Source organism: Microbispora catharanthi (genome assembly GCF_006334915.2).
Classification (GTDB): Bacteria; Actinomycetota; Actinomycetes; order Streptosporangiales; family Streptosporangiaceae; genus Microbispora; species Microbispora catharanthi.
The window spans coordinates 47,986-64,986 of sequence record NZ_VDMA02000035.1 but is presented as its reverse complement, the minus strand read 5'-3'; the positions used below and the strand labels follow the sequence as shown (position 1 = coordinate 64,986).

General features: G+C 71.2%; 18 protein-coding genes. 13 read left to right on the top strand and 5 right to left on the bottom strand.

Features of this window, described 5'->3' with window-relative positions:
• Window positions 1-123: 123 nt before the first annotated feature.
• Both rsgA and aroA read right to left on the bottom strand, forming a co-directional pair.
• Window positions 124-1,152: a ribosome small subunit-dependent GTPase A gene (gene rsgA / locus FH610_RS39690; RefSeq protein WP_139580393.1), complete on the bottom strand. Its 1,029-nt coding sequence runs from the start codon at window positions 1,150-1,152 to the stop codon at window positions 124-126.
• Between the two features lie 40 nt (window positions 1,153-1,192).
• Entirely contained in the window at window positions 1,193-2,548 is a 1,356-nt protein-coding gene (gene aroA, locus FH610_RS39685; RefSeq protein ID WP_139580392.1) for a 3-phosphoshikimate 1-carboxyvinyltransferase, read from the bottom strand.
• A gap of 79 nt (window positions 2,549-2,627) precedes the next feature.
• On the opposite strand from aroA, the gene FH610_RS39680 reads away from it, so the two are divergent.
• The 3 genes from FH610_RS39680 to FH610_RS39670 all read left to right on the top strand — a co-directional run bounded on the left by FH610_RS39680 (window position 2,628) and on the right by FH610_RS39670 (window position 5,437).
• Window positions 2,628-3,389, top strand: coding sequence for an SOS response-associated peptidase (locus tag FH610_RS39680; RefSeq protein WP_139580391.1), 762 nt, complete (start codon window positions 2,628-2,630; stop codon window positions 3,387-3,389).
• Window positions 3,390-3,551: 162 nt separating this feature from the next.
• Window positions 3,552-4,952 carry a hypothetical protein gene (locus tag FH610_RS39675; protein WP_139580390.1) on the top strand — a complete coding sequence of 467 codons (1,401 nt, stop codon included), beginning with the start codon at window positions 3,552-3,554 and terminating at the stop codon, window positions 4,950-4,952.
• Window positions 4,953-5,107: 155 nt separating this feature from the next.
• Complete coding sequence (locus FH610_RS39670; RefSeq protein ID WP_139580389.1) at window positions 5,108-5,437, top strand: TraR/DksA family transcriptional regulator; 330 nt, start codon at window positions 5,108-5,110, stop codon at window positions 5,435-5,437.
• A gap of 40 nt (window positions 5,438-5,477) precedes the next feature.
• On the opposite strand, the gene FH610_RS39665 is transcribed toward FH610_RS39670, so the two are convergent.
• Window positions 5,478-6,218, bottom strand: a complete 741-nt coding sequence (locus FH610_RS39665; protein WP_139580388.1) for a class I SAM-dependent methyltransferase — start codon at window positions 6,216-6,218, stop codon at window positions 5,478-5,480.
• Between the two features lie 249 nt (window positions 6,219-6,467).
• Here FH610_RS39665 and FH610_RS39660 point away from each other — a divergent pair, with 249 nt between their 5' ends.
• The 8 genes from FH610_RS39660 to FH610_RS44920 all read left to right on the top strand — a co-directional run bounded on the left by FH610_RS39660 (window position 6,468) and on the right by FH610_RS44920 (window position 13,315).
• Window positions 6,468-7,109, top strand: a complete 642-nt coding sequence (locus FH610_RS39660; RefSeq protein WP_036408640.1) for a sigma-70 family RNA polymerase sigma factor — start codon at window positions 6,468-6,470, stop codon at window positions 7,107-7,109.
• Window positions 7,106-7,372 (top strand): mycothiol system anti-sigma-R factor, encoded by a 267-nt coding sequence (rsrA, locus tag FH610_RS39655; protein WP_139580387.1) that lies wholly within the window; start codon window positions 7,106-7,108, stop codon window positions 7,370-7,372. Before FH610_RS39660 ends, rsrA begins: the two co-directional genes overlap by 4 nt.
• Before the next feature lie 152 nt (window positions 7,373-7,524).
• Window positions 7,525-8,442 carry an NAD-dependent epimerase/dehydratase family protein gene (locus FH610_RS39650; protein WP_139580386.1) on the top strand — a complete coding sequence of 306 codons (918 nt, stop codon included), beginning with the start codon at window positions 7,525-7,527 and terminating at the stop codon, window positions 8,440-8,442.
• A 27-nt stretch (window positions 8,443-8,469) separates the two neighbouring features.
• The gene (locus FH610_RS39645) at window positions 8,470-8,652 is read left to right on the top strand and encodes a hypothetical protein (RefSeq protein ID WP_139580385.1); all 183 of its coding nucleotides are present in this window, start codon (window positions 8,470-8,472) and stop codon (window positions 8,650-8,652) included.
• Between the two features lie 310 nt (window positions 8,653-8,962).
• Window positions 8,963-10,318 carry an HD-GYP domain-containing protein gene (locus tag FH610_RS39640; RefSeq protein ID WP_139580384.1) on the top strand — a complete coding sequence of 452 codons (1,356 nt, stop codon included), beginning with the start codon at window positions 8,963-8,965 and terminating at the stop codon, window positions 10,316-10,318.
• Window positions 10,319-10,329: 11 nt separating this feature from the next.
• Window positions 10,330-11,604: an HD-GYP domain-containing protein gene (locus FH610_RS39635; RefSeq protein WP_420813772.1), complete on the top strand. Its 1,275-nt coding sequence runs from the start codon at window positions 10,330-10,332 to the stop codon at window positions 11,602-11,604.
• A gap of 133 nt (window positions 11,605-11,737) precedes the next feature.
• Window positions 11,738-13,072, top strand: a complete 1,335-nt coding sequence (locus FH610_RS39630) for an acetyl-CoA carboxylase biotin carboxylase subunit (RefSeq protein WP_139580383.1) — start codon at window positions 11,738-11,740, stop codon at window positions 13,070-13,072.
• 30 nt (window positions 13,073-13,102) lie between these two features.
• Entirely contained in the window at window positions 13,103-13,315 is a 213-nt protein-coding gene (locus tag FH610_RS44920) for a biotin/lipoyl-binding carrier protein (RefSeq protein WP_139580382.1), read from the top strand.
• A 14-nt stretch (window positions 13,316-13,329) separates the two neighbouring features.
• Here FH610_RS44920 and FH610_RS39620 read toward each other — a convergent pair whose 3' ends face one another.
• Entirely contained in the window at window positions 13,330-13,707 is a 378-nt protein-coding gene (locus FH610_RS39620; RefSeq protein ID WP_079316282.1) for a thioesterase family protein, read from the bottom strand.
• A gap of 147 nt (window positions 13,708-13,854) precedes the next feature.
• Here FH610_RS39620 and bsaP point away from each other — a divergent pair, with 147 nt between their 5' ends.
• Both bsaP and FH610_RS39610 read left to right on the top strand, forming a co-directional pair.
• Complete coding sequence (gene bsaP / locus FH610_RS45870) at window positions 13,855-14,037, top strand: biotin synthase auxiliary protein BsaP (RefSeq protein WP_139580381.1); 183 nt, start codon at window positions 13,855-13,857, stop codon at window positions 14,035-14,037.
• Window positions 14,038-14,195: 158 nt separating this feature from the next.
• Window positions 14,196-15,908 carry a serine/threonine-protein kinase gene (locus tag FH610_RS39610; RefSeq protein WP_240809469.1) on the top strand — a complete coding sequence of 571 codons (1,713 nt, stop codon included), beginning with the start codon at window positions 14,196-14,198 and terminating at the stop codon, window positions 15,906-15,908.
• Window positions 15,909-15,962: 54 nt separating this feature from the next.
• Here FH610_RS39610 and FH610_RS39600 read toward each other — a convergent pair whose 3' ends face one another.
• Window positions 15,963-16,928 (bottom strand): aldo/keto reductase, encoded by a 966-nt coding sequence (locus FH610_RS39600; RefSeq protein WP_139580379.1) that lies wholly within the window; start codon window positions 16,926-16,928, stop codon window positions 15,963-15,965.
• Between the last annotated feature and the right edge of the window lie 73 nt (window positions 16,929-17,001).

The window sequence follows — 17,001 nt, the reverse complement described above, 5'->3', positions numbered from 1 at the left end:
CATCAACCGGCTCAAACGCCACCGCGCCATCGCAACCAGGTACGACAAACTCGCCGTCCGCTACCAAGCCGCCATTCTTATAACCGCAATAGACGACTGGCTCACCAGGCTTTGAGACAGGCCCTAGTCTTCGTCGGCAGAGCCCTCGCGGCTGGCGAGCAGTCGCCGCAGGGACTCCAGACGCGCCGGATCCGCGTGCCCCTCGGCGACGTAGCGGTCGAGGGCGCAGTCGTCGCCGAGGTGGGTGCAGCCCTTGGGGCATTTGGCGGTGACGTCCACCAGGTCGGGAAAGGCGGCGAGCACGGTCTCCACGGAGATGTGGGCGAGCCCGAAGCTGCGTACGCCGGGGGTGTCGATGATCCAGCCGCCCTCCGGCAGTTCCAGGGCGACCGCGGAGGTGGAGGTGTGCCTGCCCCGGCCGGTCACGGCGTTCACGTGGGACACGGCCCGGCGGGCGTGCGGCACCAACGCGTTGACCAGGGTCGACTTGCCGACCCCCGAGTGGCCGACGAACACGCTGATGCGGTCCGCGAGCGCCTCGCCCAGGTCGTCGAGCGGACCGCCCTTGCGGACGACCACGTACGGCACGCCGAGGGGCTCGTACAGCGCCACGAGGTCCTCGGCGGGGGCCAGGTCGGCCTTGGTGAGACACAGCAGCGGCTCGATGTCGGCGTCGAAGGCCGCGACGAGCATCCGGTCGATCATCCGGGGGCGCGGCGGGGGATCGGCGAGCGCGGTGACGATGACCAACTGGTCGGCGTTGGCGACGATGGGGCGCTCGATGTCGTCCACGTCGTCGGCGCTGCGGCGCAGCATCGCGGTGCGCTCCTCCACACGGACGATGCGCGCCAGCGTGTCGGGCTGCCCGGTCACGTCGCCGACCAGCGCCACGCGGTCGCCCACGACGATGCCCTTGCGGCCGAGCTCGCGGGCCTTCATCGCCACGACGAGCGTCCGCTCGCCCCGTCGCTTCTTCGGCGTCGTGGAGCGCGGGACGCCCTCGCCGACCAGGCAGGTGTAACGCCCGCGGTCGACGGCCACCACGAAGCCCTCCACGGCCTCGCTGTGGGCAGGCCGGATCCGGGTCCGGGGCCGTGAGCCCTTGCCCGGCCTGACCCTGACGTCGTCCTCGTCGTAATGCCGCTTTCTCAGTGTCCGCGCCCCGATCGCCCGGCGGGAATCAACCCGCCCCTCATGCCGTCTCCTCGCTGCCCAGCATCGCGGCCCACATGCGCGGGAACTCGGGCAGCGTCTTGGCGGTCGTCGCGATGTCCTCGACCTCGACGCCCGGCACGGCCAGGCCGATGACCGCGCCCGCCGTGGCCATGCGGTGGTCGGCGTACGAGTGGAAGACGCCGCCGGTCAGCGGCCGGGGGTGGATGTCCAGGCCGTCGTCGGTCTCCCGGGCGTCGCCGCCCAGCCGGTTGATCTCCGTGGCCAGGGCGGTGATCCGGTCGGTCTCGTGCCCCCGGATGTGCGCCACGCCCCGGATGCGGGACGGTCCGTCGGCCAGCGCGGCCAGCGCGGCGATCGTGGGGGTGAGCTCGCTGACGTCGCGCAGGTCGGCGTCAATGCCCCGCACCCGCCCTTCGCCGGTCACCCGCAGGCCCTCCGGCACCCGCTCGACCCGCGCGCCCATCTCGGCGAGCAGCCCGCGAAGCGCGTCGCCGCCCTGCGTCGTCTCCTCCGGCCAGTCCGGCACGACGACGGAGCCTCCGGTCACCAGGGCCGCCGCGAGGAAGGGAGCGGCGTTGGACAGGTCGGGCTCGACCGTGACGTCCCTGGCCCGGATCGGGCCGGGCTGCACCCGCCACACGTCGCGCTCGGAGTCGTCCACCTCGACTCCCGCCTGGCGCAGCATCTGCACGGTCATCTCGATGTGCGGCATCGACGGGACGGGCGGGCCGCTGTGCCGCACCGTCACGCCCTTCTCGAAGCGCGCGGCGGCCAGCAGCAGGCCGGAGATCATCTGGGAGGAGACCGACGCGTCGAGGGTGACCTCGCCGCCCGGGATCGGCCCGCGGATCGTGAACGGCAGCGCGTCGTTGTCCACCGACGCGCCGAGCGCGCGCAGCGCGCCCAGGATCGGGCCCATCGGCCGTTTGCGCGCGTGCGGGTCGCCGTCGAAGAAGACCGGTCCGTCGGCCAGCGCGGCGACCGGGGGTACGAACCGCATGACGGTCCCGGCCAACCCGACGTCGACCGACGCCCCGCCGCGTACGGGATGAGGGGTCACCGACCAGTCCACGCTGTCGGCGCTCTCGTTGGACGGCGTCATCTCGGCGCCGAGCGAGCGCAGCGCGGCCGTCATCAGGTCGGCGTCGCGGCTGCGCAGCGCGAGCCGTACGGTGCCGGGGGCGTCGGCCAGCGCGGCGAGCAGCAGCGCGCGGTTGGTCACCGACTTCGAGCCGGGCAGGCGGACCGTCGCACGGACCGGCTCGGCGGCCACCGGGGCGGGCCAGAGCGGTGCGGCGGCGTTCTTCTCGACGCCGTTCTGATCGATGCCGTGCGGCACGGCGCCGCCGGACGCGGACTGCGGAGAGGCCATGCCGCAAGCTTAGTGCGCGCACGCTCGTCCGCACCGTCGTGAGAGCGCGTGCGGCCCGCGCGAGTGGCAGTCTTGTGGCATGTGCGGGAGGTACGCGTCTGCGCGCAAGAAGCAGGAGTTGCTGGAGGAGTTCCAGGTCGAGCTGGACGGGGTGCCCGACCAGGTGCCCGGTGGCGAACTCCGGCCCGACTACAACGTCGCGCCCACGAAGAACGTCTACGCGGTCATGTGCCGCGTGCCGAAGGACGACGGCGGCGAGAGCCCGGGCGACGAGCCCGTCAGGCAGCTGCGGGTGGTCCGGTGGGGGCTCGTGCCGAGCTGGGCCAAGGACCCGTCGGTGGGCTCGCGGATGATCAACGCCAGGGTGGAGACCGTGGCGGAGAAGCCGTCCTACCGCAGGGCGCTGAAGTCGCGGCGCTGCCTGATCCCGGCGGACGGCTACTACGAGTGGATGCCGCTGGAGGGCAAGAAGAAGCAGCCGTTCTTCATCCACCCCGCCGACGGCGGCGTGCTGGCGATGGCCGGCCTGTACGAGTTCTGGAAGGACCCCACCCGCCCGGACGACGACCCGCTGAAGTGGCTGTGCACCTGCACGTTGATCACCACCACGGCGACGGACAAGCTGGGCCGCATCCACGACCGGATGCCGATGATGGTCGAGCGCGACCGCTGGACGGAGTGGCTCGACCCGCGCGTGACCGACCCCACCGGCCTGCTCGTCCCGGCCGGCCCGGACCGGCTGGAGGCGTACGCCGTGTCGGACGCCGTCAACAGCGTCCGCCACAACGGCCCCGAGCTTCTCGAGCCCCTGGAAGGTGACGACGTCCCGCGCCTGTTCTGAACGGTCCCCGAACGGGACGTTCCCGGCCCGGACGCGGGCGGAGCCGTTCTCGTTGTCCTAAGGCGGACAACCCGTTGATCGGAGTCAGGGCCGGACGTACGCTCCGGTGGCGCTTGCACGACATGTACGTAACTCGCCACTCTCAGTCATTTGGAGCGTTACATGTCCCTGACGAACGATCTCACACACGCGCCGGCCGAGCCGAGGACGGTGATCTTCGGACCGGTCACCGCGACGGCCGACTACAAGGCGTTGCGCGTCCTCACCGAGGACAAGTACCCGGAGTACTTCAACCGCGTCTACACGCTGTTCACCGGGCTCGAGTTCGACGTCTGGTCGCACATCGCGCAGTACGAGGGCGAGGACAAGCTGTGGCTGGCCCACGCCCTCTACCTCTTCGCCAAGAACAAGGACGCCCTCCCCGCCGGCTTCGACCACACGGCGGCGGTCGCCCGTCTGATGAACCGGGCGACCCAGCGCACGGCGATGCCCGGCGCCCAGGACGACGCGTTCGAACGGGAGGTGCTCCGGGCCGCCGGATGGGTGTCGGCGATGGTCGTCAAGAACATCGCCCCGCCGGACCGGGGGCAGACGGCGAAGCTGAACCTGATCTTCAACCCCCCGGGCTCCGACCAGGACGGCGACGGCGGGCGGCAGGTCGGGCCGCTGCGCAAGAACGTGATCAAGGAACTGATCGACGCGCTGGCGAAAGTGGTGGACGAGCAGCTTCTCCACTGGGTGCGGCCCAAGAACACGCCCGCGGAGCCGGAGTCGCTCGACCATCTCAAGCGGATCGCCGACTATCTCCAGAAGTACGTCGCCCGCGTTCTCGGTCCGTACGCGGACGCCCGGGAGGACGGGCCGTACTTCGACGGATTCCGCTACTCGGAGCGCCTGCAGAGCACCTGGCAACTGCCCGCCGGGCCCGACGAGCGACTGAACTGGATGGTGAACAGGGCCCAGGCGATCGGCTGGGACAAGGAACGAGGAGCGCTGCTCGCCAAGGCGGACTACGACGGCGCACGTGACGGCGACCATGAGACGCTGCGGCAGATGCTGCGCGAGCGCCTGGAGGCCGACCAGAACCTGAGCAGGATGGTCGGCGCCATGGTCAAGCTGACCACGGCGCACAGCGGAGGCGAGGGCAAGATCTCCGTGCAGCCGATCTTCCCGAGTCCCGTCTGGGGGACGAAGGCCGACTGGCGCTGGCGGGTGATCAGGAGCCTGACCCACGAGCTGATGCACCGGCTCGCCCATCCCGGCTTCACCGCCGCGGCGGACAGAATCCGGCACGGCCAGATCGTCTCGGAGGGCTTCGTCGACCTGCTGGCCCTGGACGTCTACACGCGACTGTGGGGTCTGGTGTCCCAGTCGGAGGCCGCCACCCAGGTCCTGCTCAAGGGCGTCGGCGCGATCAAGGTGCCTGACCCGTCGTTCCTGAAGGTCGGCTACGGCGAAGCGGGGACGTCGGCGGCGGCGGTCCGCGATCTGGTGGGCGACGACCGCGTGCGGGCGGCCTTCTTCCTCGGCGCGACGCACCTCGTCGGGCTGCCCCCCGCCTGACAAGCCCGCAGGGGGATCTCCGGAGAGTGTAAGCGGCGCGTGAAGTGGGCATCCGTTCGAGAAAGCGGCCGCACGGAAGGTGACGGCCCGCTGACCGACCAGGAGACCGGGGGCTCCTGGAAGGGTGACTCCCCCACTCCCGGAGGTGCGGATCCGTGGACGTCACGACCGCGCGTATGCGCCTGGAAAGCATGCTCGCCGAGCTCGACCGGTCGATCAGCGTGCTGCGTGGGGATCCGGCCGGGCGCGACAGGTCCCTCGCCGACGCGGGAGCCGACCTCACCGACGCCGACCGGACCCGGGCCATGCTCGACGCCGCGTCCCGGCAGCGTACGGCCGTGCTGGCCGCGCTGCGGCGGCTGGACGACGGCGGTTACGGCCGCTGCGTCGACTGCGGCACGCTCGTGCCGGAGGGCAGGCTGGAGGCCCGCCCCGAGGCGGCCCGCTGCGTGCAGTGCCAGTCACGGACCGAGCGCCGTCGGTGACCCGCCCGAGCGCCTGCCCGAGCGCCGTTCTGGAGAGCGTTCACATCGGCTTGCGGGCGCTGGCCACCAGGTGGATGCCGACCGTGTCGTCGCCGTCGGCCTCGGTCTCGAGCTCGGTGCGGACCAGCCAGGACAGCGACTTGCTCTCCGAGCTCAGCACGTGGTCGACGGTGGAGGGGGACAGCACGGTGCGCGGGCGCACCCACTCCACCTCGAGGCCGGCGCCGGTGATCAGCTCGCGTATCTGCTGGCTGGTGAAGCAGCGGGTGATGCTGCCGTCGGGCCAGGGGATGAGCATGACCTCGCCCGTCTGGCACAGGTGCGCCCAGTAGTTCTGCTCGGCCAGGATCGCCATCCCGAGGACCAGCGAGTCGACGCACAGCAGCGCGCGCCCGCCGGGCCGCAGCACCCGGGCCACGTCCTCGATGACGGACTCCGCCATGATCTCGACCGACAGCACGCGCTCCTCGGCGATCACGCCGTCCACGCAGCCGTCGGGCAGGAAGCCGAGGTTGTCGGCGCGCACCTTCTGTATGCGGTCGGAGGCGTCGCGCAACCACGGTTCCGGAGGCCTGCGGAAGTCCATGACCTCGATCACCCGGTGACCGGCGCGCGCCGCCTGGGCCGGCCAGCGCCCCCGTCCGCCGGACAGGTCCAGCAGGAGGGAGGGGCGGCCGGGCAGCCACTGGCGCAGCTGCTCGGCGACGACCGCGTGATAAAAGGTCCAGTACGGCCCGAGTGTGCCCGAGCCGTTGAGTTCGTTGGCCGGTATAGGCAGCACGAGCGACTCCTGGACTCTGGCTGCCCCGCGCCTGGGCGTGCGGCAGCGAAACTCGGTTTCCGGGCTACCAAGCCGGTGCTTACTTTTTTCCCCGCACCGGGTCGTTCGTCACCTCAATCTGCACCGGGAACAGACTCTACGCCCGCCCTGTTGCAGTTGGGCATGAAGACGTTGGTGCTGCCAGAAGGCCTCGACGGGCTGGACGTTGCCGGGCCGGTATCCTCGGCTGGGTACGGTGTCCTTAAGGGGGTGGGTCCGGTCTCCAAGACAGCCGAGGAGACTCTGGAGCAGCGCAGCGAGCGGTTCGAGCGCGACGTCATGCCGTTTCTCGACCAACTGTACTCGGCCGCGCTCCGGATGACCCGAAACGCAGCGGATGCGGAGGATCTCCTGCAGGAGACCTTCGCCAAGGCGTTCGCCTCCTTCCACCAGTTCCAGGAGGGGACGAACCTCAAGGCCTGGCTCTACCGCATCCTCACCAACACGTTCATCAACAGCTACCGGAAGAAGCAACGGGAGCCCAAGCAGGCGGGCACCGAGGAGATCGAGGACTGGCAGCTCGCCCGGGCGGAGTCGCACACGTCCAGCGGGCTGAAGTCGGCCGAGATCGAGGCGCTCGAGCACCTTCCCGACAGCGACGTGAAGGACGCTCTCGCCGCGCTCCCCGAGGAGTTCCGCATCGCCGTCTATCTGGCGGACGTCGAGGGCTTCCCGTACAAGGAGATCGCCGAGATCATGGGCACGCCCATCGGGACCGTGATGTCGCGCCTCCACCGGGGCCGCCGGCAGCTGCGCAACCAGCTCGAGGACTACGCGCGCGAGCGCGGCCTCGTGCGGTCGGACTCCCGCGGCGCGGGTCTCGGCGGGACGCTTGGCGAGGAGGAGCGATGAGCTGCGGGAACCACCACGACACCCCGTGTAGCGAGGTGCTCGACCGGGTGTACACCTACCTGGACGGTGAGCTGGACAGCGACCGCATCTCCGAGATAAGGAAGCACCTCGACGAGTGCTCTCCCTGCCTGGAGGAGTACGGCCTCGAGGAGGCCGTCAAGCGGCTCGTGGCCAAACACTGCGGGTGCGACCCTGTCCCGCAGGATCTGCGCAGCAAGGTGCTCACCCGGATCGAGCAGGTACGCGCCGAGATGGCCGACTAGTTCGGCGGTCCCGAGGGGGCGACGGCCGGGTGGCACGGCCATTCGCCGCGCCCTGCCCCCGCGAGGCGCGCCTCCATCGCGGGGGCGTGATCGGGCCGTGCCGGGGCAATGCTCGTTAGGATCTTCCGTTACAGGCCGGGAAGGGCGGGGACATGCGGGCACTGGTCACGGGCGGGGCGGGGTTCATCGGATCGACCCTCGTCGATCGGCTGTTGGGGGACGGCCACGAGGTCGCGGTGGTGGACGACCTGTCGTCCGGCCACGTGCGCAACCCCGACGCCCCCCTCCATGTCATGGACGTGCGCGACCCGGCGCTCGCGGAGCTCGCCGAACGCTGGCGGCCGGAGGTCGTCTGTCACCTCGCCGCGCAGATCAGCGTGCGCAGGAGCGTGGCCGACCCGCTGACCGACGCCAGGATCAACGTCGAGGGCACGGTGAACGTCCTGGAGGCCGCCCGCCGCGCCGGGGCCCGCAAGGTCGTCTACTCGTCCTCCGTCGCCGTCTACGGCAGGCCGGCCGTGATTCCGGTCCCGGGCGACGCCCCCACCGACCCACGCTCGCCCTACGCCGCCTCCAAACTCGGCGGCGAGCTGTACCTCGCCACCTACCGGGCGCTGCACGGGCTCGAATACACCACGCTCGTGCTGTCGAACGTCTACGGGCCGCGCCAGTCGCCCGAGGGCGAGGCCGGGGTGGTCGCCATCTTCACCGACGCCCTGCTGGCGGGAAAGCCCACGGTCGTGTACGGCGACGGCTCCCAGACGCGCGACTACGTCTTCGTGGAGGACGTGGTCGACGGCTTCGCCCGCGCCTGCGGGCCCCACGGCGACGGCCGCCGTGTCAACCTCGGCACCGGCGTCCAGACCACCGACCGTGAGCTGCACAGCCTGATCGCCGCGGCGGCCGGAGCGCCTGACGAGCCCCGCTTCGAGCCCCCTCGCATGGGCGACCTCCCCGCGATGGCCGTCGACCCCGCCCCGGCGTACGAGGCCCTCGGCTGGCGTCCCCGGCACGACCTGCCCACAGGCCTCAAGGCCACCGTCGAATGGGCCCGCCAGGCGCTCGTCTGATCGCGTGCGCCGGTTGAACCGCCGGCCATGGCGGTCTCCCGGCCGGACGACCCCTGCCGGGCCGCCCACGACCGCCGGGGCCGGCAGGACAGCATGGTCCCGGGGGGCGTGCACATCTGGTACGGCTGCACGCCGAGCGTGGACAACGGCATGCTCCAGGCCGATGTGGACGACGACGTTCGTCGGCTGATGGCCCGGCTCGCCCCGTGAGAAGGCACTGACAAACCGGTGCAATTGCACGCGGTGTGATGGCTTGGTTACGGTTTGGCTGCGATGGTCGCGACATCCCCGACCGGCAGTCGGCCCTTCTGTAGCCTGAGTGCGACATCGACGTGGAGGCGGCGCAATGCTTGGGAAGACCGTCGTCAGGCTGATAGTGGCGCTGGCGCTGCTCACTCCGGTGGTGGCTCTGGCCGGTCTCGCGGCCGGCACCCCGGGGATCTCCTGGACGTAGTCACTGCCCGTGGGCCGGTCCGGCAGGGCCGGCCCACGGGTCCGATCCGCATTCAAGGTGGCCGCCATGCGGGAACTTCCGTGGCCCGCCAGGGTCTACTTCGTCGCACTCGTCGGAACCGCCGGTCTCGTGATCACGCGCGGTCTCCTCGCGCATCACGGGCTCGCGGCGGAGGACTGGTCGGCGCTTCTCGTACTGGCGCTGCTCTTCCTGCTCTGCGAGTCGGTGCCGACGCTGCTCAACGTGCCGCACGTCGCGGTGTCGGTGAGCTTCTCCGCCGCGCTGGCCGCCGTGGTGCTCGTCGGCCCGGAGGGCGCGGCCCTGGTCGGCCTGGCCGCTGTCGTGAGCGTGCGCCCCGGCCTGCCGATGGTGAAACGGCTGTTCAACGGCGCGCAGTACGCCCTGTGCGGGTACGCCGCCGGATGGGCCTACGAGGGCACGGGGGGACGGGCCGACCTGCCCGAGCCGGCCGACTTCCCCGGCATCCTCGTGCCGTACGCCGCGGCGACGGTCGTCTTCGTGGCCGTCAACTTCGCGCTGACCGCGGTCATCCTGCGACTGGCGTCCGCGGTGCACAAAGACCAGGTCTCGCTCCGCGCGATGGTGCAGTTCCTGAGCTCCTACGTCGGCTTCGCCACCTTCGGCCTGCTGATCGCGGCCCTGTGGTCGACGGTGCAGTCGATCTCGGCCGTGCTCGTGCTGCTGCCGCTGTTCGTGGCCCGGTGGGCCTTGGGGCACTACCACGCCGAGCATCGGGCGTACGACGCGACGATCGCGGCGCTGTGCCAGGCGGTGGAGACGAAGGACTACTACACGCGCGGGCACTGCACGCGGGTCTCCGCGGCCTCGTCCATGATCGCTGAGGAGATCGGGATGGGCACCGAGCGGCTGCGCGCGATCCGGTACGCGGGCATGCTCCACGATGTGGGCAAACTCGGCGTGCCGACCAAGGTGCTGCAGAAGGACGGCCGCCTGACCGAGGAGGAGTACGCCGCGATCCAGCTCCACCCGATGCGCGGGCTGGAGATCGTGCGGGGCATCGACTTCCTCGACGAGGCGTTCGCCGGGATCATGCACCACCATGAACGACATGACGGGAAGGGCTACCCGATGGGCCTGGCCGGCTCGGAGATCCCCGAGTTCGCCCGGATCATCGCGGTGGCCGACGCGTTCGACTCCATGACCTCCGACCGCTCCTACCGCAAGGCCAAGTCGATCGAGTTCGCGGTGGCCGAGCTGCGCAAGAACGCCGGAACCCAGTTCGACCCCGACATGGTGTGCGCGTTCGTCAAGGCGCTCGACCGGCACGGCTGGGACCTGGCGCAGCCGGTGCCCGTCCCGCCGGACGACGCCGCCGTGGAAACCACGGTGAAGGACCACGACGACCCGACGACGCCCATCCAGGTGGTGTCGGAGCGGTGAGGGAGCGTCGGTTGACGGCCAGGCCGGTGGGGCTCGACTCGGGCCAGCTCCTGCTCATCTGCGCCGCCGGGATGCTGACCGTGGCGGGGATCGCCCACACCACGGCGGAGGGCCTGACCGATCCGCGGGTCGCCATCGGGTTCGGCGCGCTCATCGCCGCAGGAGAGCTGGCCCGGCTCACGATGCCCGGCAACCGCGAGGTAGCTCCGATCTCCACCGCCGCCTCCCTCGGGTACGCCCTGCTGCTCGACGTGGGCGGACGGCCGGCGCACCATTCGGCCCTGCAGGTCGTGGCGGTGATGTCGGTCGGCATGATCGCGGGCGGGCTGCCGCACCTGGCGGTCGGCCGGCCGCCGCGTCTCGACGCGATGGCCCGGCGGCTGCTCGCCGGGTCGCTGCTCGCCTTCGCCTACCGGCCGCTCGCCGGCCCGCTGGGGGAGCTCGCACGCGACACGGCCGACCGGCACGGGAACTGGTGGCCGGCGCTCGGCGTGATGGCGGTGCTCGTCACGGTCATGCTCGCGGCCGACGTGGTGATCGCGGCCATGCTCAGGGCCGACCAGGTTAGGACCGCGTTCGTCGTGGCCGTACGGGACGAGATCAGGATGGCCGCGCCGCTCGGCGCCGCCGTCGCGGCGTCCGGCATCCTGCTCGCGCTCGCCTCGCACAGCATGGACATGACCGCGCTGCCCGCGTTCGCCGCGCCGCTGCTCGTCACGCAGGTGGCGTTCCGCAAGTACGCCGGCATCCGGGCGACCTACCTGCAGACCGTGCGCGCGCTGAGCCGGGTCACCGAGGTCGGCGGCTACGTCGAGCCGGGCCACTCGCGCCGCGTCAGCCAGCTGTCGGTCGCCATCGGGCGGGAGCTGGGCATGGCGGAGCCGCAGCTGCTGGAGCTGGAGTACGCCGCGCTCATGCACGACATCGGCCAGCTCTCGCTGCGCGACCCGATCCCCGGCGGCGCGACCGTGCTGGCCGACCCCGCGCAGGCGCGGCGGATCGCCGAGCTGGGCGCCGAGGTGATCAGGAAGACCGGCGTCCTCCACGGCGTCGCGGAGATCGTCCGGCGGCAGTGCGACACGCTCGCCGAGTCCCCGCCGATGGCCAGCCGCATCATCAAGGCCGCCAACGCCTACGACGACCTCGTGGGCGGTTCGACCGACAGGGACCGCGCGGCGGCGGCTCTGGAGCGGCTGCGTCTCGACGGCGGGTCGGCCTACGACCCCGGAGCGGTGGAGGCGATGGCGCGCGTCGTCGACCGGCTCGTGCTCGTAACGCGCTTGTAGCAGACGTAGCATCGGAACGCCTTCAACGGCACGCCGGGTCCGTCGGTGTTGTGGCGACCCTACAGATTCGGCCCCCGCGTTCAGTCGGAACGGGCGGGGGGACGGAGCGGGGGATCATCCTAGAGTTGGGTGCGTGTTCGACTCAGTTCTCGTAGCCAACCGCGGTGAAATCGCCCGCCGGATCATCCGTACGGTGCGGGGCATGGGGCTGCGCGCCGTCGCGGTCCACTCCGAGGCGGACGCCGACCTGCCGTTCGTACGTGAGGCCGACGACGCCGTGCTCCTCGGCCCCGCGAACCCGGCCCAAAGCTACCTCGACATCGACAAGGTCCTCCAGGCCGCCCGTGCGACGGGAGCGCGGGCGGTCCACCCCGGATACGGCTTCCTGGCGGAGAACGCCGCGTTCGCCCGTGCGGTGATCGAGGCCGGGCTCGTCTGGATCGGCCCGAACCCCAAGGCCATCGAGCAGATGGGCGACAAGATCAACGCCCGCAACCTGATGGAGGCCGCGGGCGTGCCGGTCGCCGCCGGGACCAGGGAGCCGGTCTCCGACCTCGCGCAGGCCCGGCGGGCCGCCGAGGAGATCGGGTTCCCCGTGATGGTGAAGGCGGCCGGCGGGGGCGGCGGCATCGGCATGGGCGTGGCGCGCGACGACGAGTCGCTGGCCAAGGCGTTCGAGCAGGCCTGCCGCGCGGCCGCCCGCTTCGGCGGCGAGCCGGCCATCCTGCTCGAGCGCTACATCGAGCGGGCCAGGCACGTCGAGGTGCAGATCCTCGGCCTCGCCGACGGCACCGTGGTCGCCCTGGGCGAGCGCGACTGCTCGGTCCAGCGGCGCCACCAGAAGGTCGTGGAGGAGAGCCCGTCTCCCGGCGTGACCCCGGAGCTGCGCGAGCGGATGCTCGCGGCGGCCGTACGGGCGGGGGAGGCCGTGTCCTATCGCGGCGCGGGCACGGTGGAGTGCCTGGTGGACGCCGACGCCCAGGACTTCGTCTTCCTGGAGATGAACACCCGGCTCCAGGTGGAGCACCCCGTCACCGAACTGGTCACCGGCCTCGACCTCGTGGAGCACCAGATCCGTGTCGCGGCCGGCGAGGTCTACTCCGTCGAGCCGCGGGTGACCGGCCACGCGATCGAGTTCCGCGTTTACGCCGAGGACCCCCGCAGGTTCCTGCCCGGCCCTGGCAAGATCGGTGTATGGGAGGAGCCGGCGGGCGAGGGGGTGCGCATCGATTCGGGGTACGCGGCGGGCAACACCGTCACGCCGTTCTATGATCCGCTGATGGCCAAGCTCTGCGTCACCGGTGCCACCCGCGAGGAGGCGCTGGAGCGGGGCCGGGAGGCCGTCGCCGGGTTCCGCATCGAGGGCCCGAAGCACAACCTGCCGTTCTGCGCCGAGTTGCTCGACCATCCCGAGTTCGTGAGCGGGAACTATGACACCGGGCTGGTCTCCCGGATGAGAAAAGCCTGATCTGCTGGATTATTTGAGGGGAGTTCCCGGGTGGCCGAGGTGCGCGCCGAGATGGTGGCGAACGTCTGGAAGATCGTCGTGAGCGAGGGCGAGGTCGTCGAGGAGGGCGACACCCTTGTGATCCTGGAGTCGATGAAGATGGAGATTCCCGTCCTCGCCGAGGACGCCGGGACCATCTCGAAGCTTCACGTGCAGGAGGGCGACGTCGTCCAGGAGGGAGACGTCATCGCCGTCATCGAGTAGAGCGGGCCGGATGTTCAAAGACGGGAGAGGAACCGTTCCCGGTCGACGACGACCCGCTCGATCGTGCCCGTGGCGACCAGGGCTCCGGTCTTGTCGACGGCCCTGACGGAGAAGACGAGCCGCCTGCCGTCCACCTCCGTGAGCTCGACGCCGATCTCGACGTGCATCCCGACCGGGCTGGGCAGACGGTGCTCGATCAGCACCCTGGTCCCCACCGTGGTCTGCCCCGGCTCCAGGTGATGCTGCACGGCCTTGACCGTGGCTCCCTCGGCGAACGACAGCAGCCGCGGCGTGCCCAGCACCGGCACGTCGCCGCTGCCGACCCGGATCGCCGTGTCCTCGCGCTCCACCATGATGAGGACCTCGGCGCGCAGACCTGGAGCAACACTCATGCGGGTCAGCCTATTGGTTCGTCATTCCCCGACGCCCGTGGAGATTGCCAGGCAACTAAAAGGGGCCGGGAAGCGTCTTAATTGGCAGCGGGGACTCCATGATGCTTTCCAGGCGGCGGAGGCGGGCAGCGGTTAGGGTGGTGCACTGTGGACCTCTACTGCGATCACTGCGGCCGTTCGGCCGGGAACGGTGATCACGCGGCCTGCCTGGCCGCCAGGGTGATGGAGCCACCGCGTTACTGCCCGCACTGCCGCCGCCGCATGGTCGTCCAGATCACGCCCAGGAACTGGACGGCACGGTGCTCGGTGCACGGTAGTACGGGCGGATAACAGGTAGGCTCGACCTTCGATCCCCGAGCCTGGATCCCTTTCGCGTACAGGGTTCCGTTAACTTGTCGTTATCTACCCGCGACACGAACCTGCTTTGTTGGACACCTTCGGGGGTCGATTCACTTAGGGGGTACGGGGCGCAAATGGTGGCCCAAGGCATGACCCTGGCTGGGCGTTACCGGTTGGACGCCCGGCTCGGCGCCGGGGGCATGGGCGAGGTATGGCGCGGCGAGGACACCGTCCTCGCGCGCACCGTCGCCGTCAAGGTGCTTCTCCCCGGTCGTCTCGACGACCCCGGATTCGCCGTCCGCTTCCAGGGCGAGGCCCGGGCGATGGCGACCGTCAACCACCCCGGCGTCGTCGACGTCTACGACTACGGGGTCACCGAGGTCCCCGGCGACGGCTCCACCGCGTACCTGGTCATGCGGTTCGTCGACGGCGAGCCTCTCGACCGCCTGCTGACCCGCCTCGGCCGCATCGGCGCCGAGCCCGCAATGGAGCTCATCGCGCAGGCGGCCTCCGCCCTCCAGGCCGTGCACGAGCGGGGGATCGTGCACCGGGACGTCAAACCGGGCAACCTGCTGGTGCGGTCCGATGGCACGCTGGTGCTGACCGACTTCGGGATCGCCCGCGCCGACCAGGGCAGCCGGCTCACCGACGCCGGAATGGTGCTCGGCACCGCGGCCTACTGCGCGCCGGAGCAGGCCGAGGGCGCTCCGGTCACGCCCGCCGTCGACATCTACGCGCTGGGCGTGGTGGCGTACGAGTGCCTGGCCGGGCAGCGTCCCTTCGACGGCGACTCGCCGGTGACGATCGCGCTCAAGCACATCCGCGAGGAGCCGCCGCCGCTGCCGCCCGACGTGCCGCCCGCCGTCCGGGCCATCGTCGAGCGGGCCATGTCGAAGGACCCGGCCCGCCGCTGGCCGTCCGCCGCCGCGATGAGCCAGGCTGCCCGGCAGTCGGTGCTGCCTCCCGCTCCTGGGGTGCCCGGCACCGTGGCCCTGGACGCCGCGCCCAGCTATGGCCCGCAGGGCCTGGCCGGAGGGGGGTACGGCCCGCAGGGCGCCACCGGGGCCCCGGCCACCATGGGCATGGGATCCCCGCCCGCGCCCACGGGCGCGACCACCCAGGCAGGCCCCTACCAGGGCGGGCCTGAGGCCCTCCCGGCCACCGGCGCCACCTACCGTGTCACACGAGAGTCCTGGAACGACGCCCCGGCCGTGCCGCCGGCGACCGTCGCCTCCCCGCAGCAGGGCTCCCGTACGGCGCGGCGCGCGGCGCAGCGGTCCAAGAGGGGACGGGGGATGCCGGTCGCGGCCGGGGTGGCGGGCTTCGCCGTCGTCGGCGGTCTGGCCGTCCTCGGCATCAACATGGCCTCGGCCGGGTCCACAACCCCCGAGTCGCCTGCTCCGTCCCTGACGTTGATCACTCCGTCGCCGACCCCGTCGCCGACGCGGGCCGTCTCGCGGCCCTCCACGAAGCCCTCCCAGGATGTGTCGGTGTCGCGGCCGAGCCCGACCAAGAGGAAGCCGAGCCCCACGCCGAGCCCGACTCCCAGCCCGTCGCCGAGCCGCACCGCCTCCCCGACGCCCTCGCCGAGCTCGACCGAGGGCATGATCAAGGTGCCCCAGCTCAAGGGCCTGCCCGAGAGCTCCGCGCTGGCGCGGCTCAACATGCTGGGTCTCACCCCGAAACCCGCCTACGAGGGCCCGGAGGAGTGCAAGGGAGTGGTCGTCAGCCAGAAACCGGCGGCGAACACGCTCGTGAAGGAGGGCACGACGGTCACGTTCACGGTGAAGAAGACGTGCCCGTCCCCCTCGCCCAGTCCGTCACCCAGCCCGGCCCTGACCCGCACTCCCGCGACGTCCTGAGGCAGGCGAGGCGGGCCTTCGCGGGTGGACGTCACCGGGCTGTCCGGCGGCTCGTCATGCGTGGCCGTACGGGGCGCGGGGGCGGTAGTGCTCCTCCAGCCTGGATTTCTCCTCCAGGGTGAGCGCCACGTCGACGGCGGCGACGGCATCGTCCACATGACCGGTTCTGGTGGCTCCCACCATCGACGCGGAAACCGCCGGGTGGGCGAGCGTCCACGCCAGCGCGATCTGGGCGGGTGGCAGGCCACGCTCGGCGGCGATCGCGCGCAGCACGCCGATGACGGCGTCGTCGCCGTCGGTCAAGCGGGACCTGCCGCGCTCCGCCGCCGCCCGGTCGGTGTCGCGGGGGCCGGTGGCGGCCAGGACGCCCCGGGCCAGCGGGCTGTAGGGCAGGACACCCACCCGCTGATCCGCGCACAGCGGCAGCATCTCGCGTTCCTCCTCTCGATACAGGAGGTTGAAGCGAGTCTGCATGGACACGAACCGGGTGAGACCGTGACGTTCGGCGGCGTGCTGGGCCTTGGCGAACTGCCAGGCGTACATCAGGGAGGCGCCGGCATAGCGCACCTTGCCCGCTCGGACCAGGTCGTCGAGGGCCGCCATCGTCTCCTCGATCGGGGTTTCCGCGTCCCACCGGTGGACCTGGTAGAGGTCGATATGATCGGTGCCGAGACGGATGAGCGAGGCGTCGACGGCCGACATGATGTGCTTGCGCGACAGCCCGCCGTCGTTGGGGCCCGGCCCCATGGGGTAGTAGACCTTGGTGGCCAGCACGTAGTCGTCGCGCCTGGCGAACAGTGCGCGCAGCAGGCGGCCGGTCACCTCCTCGCTGGCGCCGTCGCCGTACATGTCGGCCGTGTCGAAGAAGGTGACGCCGGCCTCGACCGCGCGCCGGACGATCGGCTCGGCGCGGTCCCGGTCGAGGCTCCACGAGAGTGCCGAGGGGGCGCCGTAGCTCATCATGCCCAGCGCGACTCTCGACACCTTCAGGCCTGAAGATCCCAGGCGCACGTATCGCACTCATCCGTCCTAGCACAATCGGCGGACAGGGTGATCACGATGCGGTCGTCAAGCCGTCTACGGGTTGTACGGG

Coding starts and splice junctions, on each gene's coding strand:
- aroA (WP_139580392.1), bottom strand. CDS start 2,548: ATGGCCTCTCCGCAGTCCGCGTCCGGCGGCGCCGTGCCGCACGGCATC.
- FH610_RS39680 (WP_139580391.1), top strand. CDS start 2,628: ATGTGCGGGAGGTACGCGTCTGCGCGCAAGAAGCAGGAGTTGCTGGAG.
- FH610_RS39675 (WP_139580390.1), top strand. CDS start 3,552: ATGTCCCTGACGAACGATCTCACACACGCGCCGGCCGAGCCGAGGACG.
- rsrA (WP_139580387.1), top strand. CDS start 7,106: ATGAGCTGCGGGAACCACCACGACACCCCGTGTAGCGAGGTGCTCGAC.
- FH610_RS39650 (WP_139580386.1), top strand. CDS start 7,525: ATGCGGGCACTGGTCACGGGCGGGGCGGGGTTCATCGGATCGACCCTC.
- FH610_RS39645 (WP_139580385.1), top strand. CDS start 8,470: ATGGCGGTCTCCCGGCCGGACGACCCCTGCCGGGCCGCCCACGACCGC.
- FH610_RS39640 (WP_139580384.1), top strand. CDS start 8,963: ATGCGGGAACTTCCGTGGCCCGCCAGGGTCTACTTCGTCGCACTCGTC.
- FH610_RS39620 (WP_079316282.1), bottom strand. CDS start 13,707: ATGAGTGTTGCTCCAGGTCTGCGCGCCGAGGTCCTCATCATGGTGGAG.
- FH610_RS39610 (WP_240809469.1), top strand. CDS start 14,196: ATGACCCTGGCTGGGCGTTACCGGTTGGACGCCCGGCTCGGCGCCGGG.